Source organism: Mycobacterium colombiense (assembly GCF_003284975.1).
GTDB classification, from domain to species: Bacteria; Actinomycetota; Actinomycetes; order Mycobacteriales; family Mycobacteriaceae; genus Mycobacterium; species Mycobacterium europaeum_A.
Window position 1 is genome coordinate 1 of record NZ_QMEU01000171.1, and the last position, 5,895, is coordinate 5,895.

Genomic DNA, 5,895 nt, shown 5'->3' on the forward strand with positions numbered 1-5,895 from the left:
GGCCGGTGGCCGGATCGGTGCCCAGGAACCCGGGTTCGAGTTCGTCGAACATCCGCTCGCTGCGGGTCTCCGGCGCGTTGTCGGCGTCGTCACGCAGGTAGGAGTTCGGCAGCGAGAGCTTGGCCAGCGTGCGCCACGTCTTGGCGTACTGGACCAGGAAAGAGCCTGTGGTGTAAGGCAAGTCGTACTTGTCGCACACCTGGCGCACCCGCACCGAGATCTCGTGCAACCGGTTGCTCGGCAGGTCCGGGTACAGGTGGTGCTCGATCTGGTGGCACAGGTTGCCGCTCATGAAGCGCAGCGCCGGGCCGGCCTCGAAGTTGGCGCTGCCCAGCATCTGGCGCAGGTACCACTGGCCCTTGGATTCGCCGATCATGTCGGTTTTGGTGAATTTCTCTGCGCCATCAGGGAAATGACCGCAGAAGATGACGGCGTTCGCCCACACGTTGCGGATCACGTTGGCAAGCGCGTTGGCCTTCAACGTGGAGGTGTAGGTCGCGCCGGGCGACAGCGCGGTCAAAGCGGGAAACGCGACATAGTCCTTGAGCACCTGTCGTCCGGCCTTGGCCAAAAACTCGTCCGCGCGTTGCCGGGCGTCGTCGTGGTCCATCCGTTTCTTGACTATCTTGCCGAGCTCGACATGCTGCAGGCCGACTCCCCACTCGAAGAGGAGCGCGAGCAAGGTGTTGTACACCAGGTTGAAGATGTTGAAGCGCTTCCAGCGCTGGTCCCGGGTGACGCGCAACAAGCCGTAACCGACGTCGTCGTCCATGCCGAGGATGTTGGTGTACTTGTGGTGCACGAAGTTGTGCGTGTAGCGCCAGTGCTTCGACGACCCGCTCATGTCCCACTCCCACGTCGAGGAGTGGATCTCGGGGTCGTTCATCCAGTCCCACTGGCCGTGCATGACATTGTGGCCGATCTCCATGTTCTCGACGATCTTCGCCACGCCCAGGGTTACCGTCCCTGCCCACCAGGCCGAGCGACGCGAGCTGGCGGCCAGCAGCAGTCGGCCGGTCACCTCGAGCGCGCGCTGCGCCGCGATGGTGCGGCGGATGTAACGAGCGTCCCGCTCGCCGCGCGAGTCTTCCACGTCCTGGCGGATGGCATCGAGCTCAACGGCCAGGTTTTCAATGTCGGCGTCGGTCAGATGGGCGAATACGTCGACGTCGGTGATCGCCATCGTCTCTTCTCCCTACGATTTGAGGTGTCTGTCCTAAACCAGGTCCAGACCTACGCTATCGTAACCTACGAATCCGTAGGTTACCTGTGAGTAGCCTTTAGATGTCGAGAACGCAGTCGCCCGAGGCGGCCGAGATGCAGGTCTGCACCCGGGTCCCCGGGTCGTGCTCCTGGCCGGTCCGCAGGTCGCGGACGTGCCCCTCTGCCAGGCCGACCACGCACGACTGACAGATACCCATGCGGCACCCGAAGGGCATCTGCACGCCCGCGCCCTCTCCGGCATCCATCAACGACGTCGCGGCGTCGGCGCTGACGGTGCGCCCGCTGCGGGCGAAGGTTACGGTGCCGCCGGCGCCGGTGGGTGCGGCCTTGGACACCGCGAACCGCTCGAGGTGCAGGTGCTCGCCGACGCCCGCGGCCAACCATGCCCGCTCGGCCTCGGCAAGCATGCCTTCCGGACCACAGGCCCAGGTCTGGCGTTCGCGCCAGTCCGGCACCTCGTGGTCCAGCACGGAAAGATCGAGCCGGCCCTGGGTGCGGGTCTCGCGCAGCCGCATCCGATAGCCGGGGTGCTCGTCGGCAAGGGCGGCCAACTCCGCGCGAAACATCACGTCGGATTCGGTGGGCGCCGAGTGCAGGTGGACGATGTCCCCAATCTGGTTGCGGCGCACCAGGGTTCGCAGCATCGACATCACCGGCGTGATCCCGGAGCCCGCGGTGAGGAACAGGATCGATGGCGGCGCGGGGTCAGGCAGCACGAAGTTGCCCTGCGGCGCGGCCAGCCGCACAATGGTGCCCGGCTCGACACCGGCCACCAGGTGCGACGACAGGAATCCCTCGGGCATCGCCTTGACCGTGATCGACACCGTGCGGGCCGGACCGGCCGCCGAGCGCGGGGTCTTACCGGCCGGGGCCGAGGTGAGCGAATACGACCGCCAGCGCCAGCGCCCGTCCATGAGCAGTCCGATGCCGATGTACTGGCCCGGCTGGTAGTCGAAGTTGAAGCCCCAGCCCGGCTTGATCACCAGGGTCGCGGAGTCCTCCGTCTCGCGGCGCACCTGCAGGATCCGGCCCCGCAGTTCGCGCGCCGACCACAGCGGATTGGCCAGATGCAGGTAGTCGTCGGGCAACAGCGGCGTCGTGATGCGCGCGGCGAGCTTGCGCAGCGCGTGCCAGCCGGGATGCCGGTCCGCGCCGGCGACGACAGGTCGCGCGGTGTCGACGACGTTGCCCGTGATCGATGGGTTACGTCTGCCCAGGGGAAGCTCCTGCTCACTACGCGGCGTATGACTGACGCTCACATTGTGATCGATTCTGTGCGCTTCACGAAACCTACGGTACCGTAACCTACGGTGTCGTAGCTAGCACTGCGGCGCGAACTGCCTCACATTCGGTGTCACATCAGCTCCAGCAGAAACGGCAGCTCCTGGTTGGCGTACCAGGCCAGATCGTGGTCCTGGGCGTCGCCGACGATCAGGTCGGCATCCTCATCGCCCAGGTCGGCGGCGTCGACGGCCTCGATGGCCTTCGCCACCGCGGGTTCGGCCGCGGCGTTGTCGACGTAGGCGGCGATCACGCGGTCGATCGCAACCGGGCCGGCCAGCCTGACCACGGCGTCGTCGAGGTCGGGACGGTACGTGACGTCCTCGACGTCGGCGGCCAGCACCGCGCGCCGGGGCGGGGGTGACTCCGACGACGCTTCGGCCCCCTGGGCCGCTAGCAGGCGCAGGGAGGCCAGCGCCGCCTCGCGCAGTGCCACGTCGGCGAGCTCGTCCTCGTCGCCCTCGGCGTAGGCCTCCCGCAGCGTCGGCGTCAGCGCGAACGCCGTCCCATTGACCGGCCACAACGAACCGTCGGCGACCAGCTGCTGCAGCATCGGCACCGTGGCCGGGATATAGACGGCGGTCATGGGGGCTAGATCAGCGTGGCCGCGTAGTCGGCGACGTAAGTCGACAGCTCGCGCGGCGGGCGCTGGTAGTTGCCGCTGACGACGGGACGCCGGGGCAGCTTGACCTTGGGCGACTCGACCTCGCCGTAGGGAATCGTGGACAACAAATGGGCCATCATGTTCAGTCGCGCGTGTTTCTTGATATCGGATTCCACGACGTACCACGGGCTCTCCGGGGTATCGGTGTGCACCATCATCTCGTCCTTGGCGCGTGAATAATCCTCCCACCGGTATACCGATTCCAGGTCTATCGGGGACAGCTTCCAGCGCCGGACCGGATCATTGCGCCGCGCTTTGAACCGCCGCAGCTGCTCGGCCTCCGACACCGAGAACCAGTACTTGCGCAGCAGTATCCCGTCGTCGATGAGCATCTGCTCGAAGATCGGCGTCTGCCGCATGAACAGCGCGTACTGCTGCGGCGTGCAGAAACCCATGACCTTCTCGATGCCCGCCCGGTTGTACCAGGACCGGTCGAACAGCACGATCTCGCCCCTGGTGGGCAAGTGGGCGATGTAGCGCTGGTAATACCACTGGCCGCGTTCGCGATCCGAGGGCACCGGCAGCGCGGCGGTGCGGGCGATCCGTGGGCTGAGGTATTCGGTAATCCGTTTGATGGCACCGCCCTTGCCCGCGGCGTCGCGGCCCTCGAAGAGCACCACCACCCGCGCCCCGGAATAGCGCACCCATTCCTGCAGCTTCACCAATTCCGTTTGCAGCCGGAACAATTCGGCTTCGTAGACCTCGTCGGAAACCTTGGGCACGGTCGGGGAGGCCGACTTCTTCTTGCTCGGCTTCGACGGCGCCCCGTCGCTTTTCGCGGTGCTCACAGCAACGAATGATAGCCCCACGCAGGGGTTTTCACCGCCGACTAGGACCGGGAAGCCTCCAGCAATTCTTCGAGCGCTTGGTTCAGCAGGCCGGGCAGCAGCTCGACATCGCTCATGGCCTCGCGGTCGGCGTTGATTCCGTAGTACAGCTCGCCGTTGTAGGACGTCACCCCGATGGCCAGCGCCTGGTTGTGCAACAGCGGCGGCACCGCGTAGGTCTCGAGCAATTTGGTGCCGGCGATGTACATCTGCGACTGGGCGCCGGGCGCGTTGGTGATCAGCAGGTTGAATGTGCGCTTGGAGAAGCTCGGGAAACTGGTCGCCACCCTAATGCCCATGGCGTGCAACGTCGGTGGGGCAAAACCCGACAGCGTGACGATGGTCCGGGCGTCCACCAGATGCGCGGCCGTCGGGTTCGACTCGGTGGCGTGGGCGATCTGCGACAGCCGCACCACGGCGTTGGGCTCGCCCACCGGAAGGTCGACAAGGAAGGGCATCACCTGGCTGATCGCCTGACCGGGGCCGCTGGCGTCGAGGTCGCCGTCGTCGTACACCGGCAGCGGCGCCATCGCCCGCACGGTCGCGGTGGGCGACACCGCCACCCCGCGCGACATCAGCCAGTTACCCAGGGCGCCGGCGATCACGGCGAGCACCACGTCGTTGACGTCGCAGTCGTAGCGCGCGCGCACGGCGCGGTAGTCCTCGAGGCTGCCGCGGGCGACGGTGAAGCGCCGATGCCGGGACACGGTGGCGTTGAGCGGGCTGCTGGGGGCGGTTCCCCGGGCCACGGTGCGCACGAAGTCGACGGCTCGGCGACCGGCGTCGAGCAGCTCGGTGTGGCTGGTCACCAGGCCACCGATCATCGAACCGACGGCCTGCAGCTGGGCGCCCGGACCCGTGACCCACTCGCTGACCGCGCCCAACATCAGCCGGGTGTCGCCGGGATCGCGCTCCGGTACCCAAATGTCCTCCGGAAACGGAGGCGGGCGTTTCGTCCGGTCGGCGATCACGTGGTTGATCTCCAGCGCGGACATGCCGTTGATCAGCGCCTGATGCGACTTGGTGTACAGCGCCACCCGGTTCTTGGACAGGCCCTCGACCAGGTACATCTCCCAGAGCGGGCGCGACTTGTCCAGCGGCCGCGCGGCCAGTCGCGCGATCAGCTCGTGCAGCTGCTCGTCGCTGCCCGGCGAGGGCAACGCCGAACGCCGCACGTGATAGGTGATGTCGAAGTCGTTGTCGTCGAGCCACACCGGCCGAGCCGTGCCGACCCGCACTTCCCGCACCTTCTGCCGGTAGCGCGGTATCTGCGGCAGCCGCTGCTCGACGGTGGCGAGCAGCGTTTCGTAGCTCAAGCCCGAACGGGGGCGCCGCAGGATCGCCAACGATCCGACGTACATGGGGGTGGCGGTGTTCTCCAGCCGAAAAAACGATGCGTCCGGCGGGGACAAGCGACTCACCATGCGGCGCTGTCCTCCTGGTCAGTTCGTCGCCCGTACACGGGGCCGGGCCCTGGGGGCCCCGTCCCGCCCACGGTAACCGGGCGGCGCCGCGCTAACTCAGCGTGGGTACGCGTGCGGACGAGTTGTGCCATGATGACCACTGACTAACCACTGTCTGCCCCTCTCCAGCAGGCTTGCGGTCCGGCCGAAGACTTGGAGAGTGCGCGTTGAACACCAACCCGATTGCTAATCCAGCTGACGCTTTCACCGTCATACCAGTCGTCGACTACGAACCGCCGACGCAGGACGTGTCGCACCCCGCCCCGCAGTGCCGTCAACCCTCGCGGTCCCCGTTGCGCCGCCGCAGCAGCCACGCAGCGCCGCGGTCCTACACCGGCCCGCCCAGCAGGGCGGCCGCACCGGATCGCGACCCGGTCATGTCCGCGCGACTGCGTCAGGCGGCCGTCTTCGCCGACGCCGCGCTGCGCCGGGTGCT

The 5,895-nt window shown here is 67.1% G+C and carries 5 protein-coding genes and 1 pseudogene; 1 reads left to right on the forward strand and 5 read right to left on the reverse strand.

What is annotated here, in order from left to right:
- The 5 genes from DQP58_RS25585 to DQP58_RS25605 all read right to left on the reverse strand — a co-directional run.
- A partial coding sequence (locus DQP58_RS25585) for a fatty acid desaturase family protein (protein WP_133259439.1) occupies positions 1 to 1,183 on the reverse strand: 1,183 nt, incomplete at its 3' end.
- 97 nt (positions 1,184 to 1,280) lie between these two features.
- Complete coding sequence (locus tag DQP58_RS25590; protein WP_112710875.1) at positions 1,281 to 2,441, reverse strand: ferredoxin reductase; 1,161 nt, start codon at positions 2,439 to 2,441, stop codon at positions 1,281 to 1,283.
- A gap of 137 nt (positions 2,442 to 2,578) precedes the next feature.
- Positions 2,579 to 3,091 (reverse strand): DUF6912 family protein, encoded by a 513-nt coding sequence (locus DQP58_RS25595; protein WP_112710872.1) that lies wholly within the window; start codon positions 3,089 to 3,091, stop codon positions 2,579 to 2,581.
- Between the two features lie 5 nt (positions 3,092 to 3,096).
- A complete protein-coding gene (gene ppk2 / locus DQP58_RS25600) occupies positions 3,097 to 3,957 on the reverse strand; it encodes a polyphosphate kinase 2 (protein ID WP_205869546.1) in 861 nt (286 codons plus the stop codon).
- 41 nt (positions 3,958 to 3,998) lie between these two features.
- Positions 3,999 to 5,420 carry a WS/DGAT/MGAT family O-acyltransferase gene (locus DQP58_RS25605; RefSeq protein WP_112710874.1) on the reverse strand — a complete coding sequence of 474 codons (1,422 nt, stop codon included), beginning with the start codon at positions 5,418 to 5,420 and terminating at the stop codon, positions 3,999 to 4,001.
- Positions 5,421 to 5,626: 206 nt separating this feature from the next.
- Between DQP58_RS25605 and DQP58_RS26990 the strand changes: the two are divergent.
- Positions 5,627 to 5,895: pseudogene (locus DQP58_RS26990) on the forward strand (Rv3235 family protein); the annotation flags it as partial.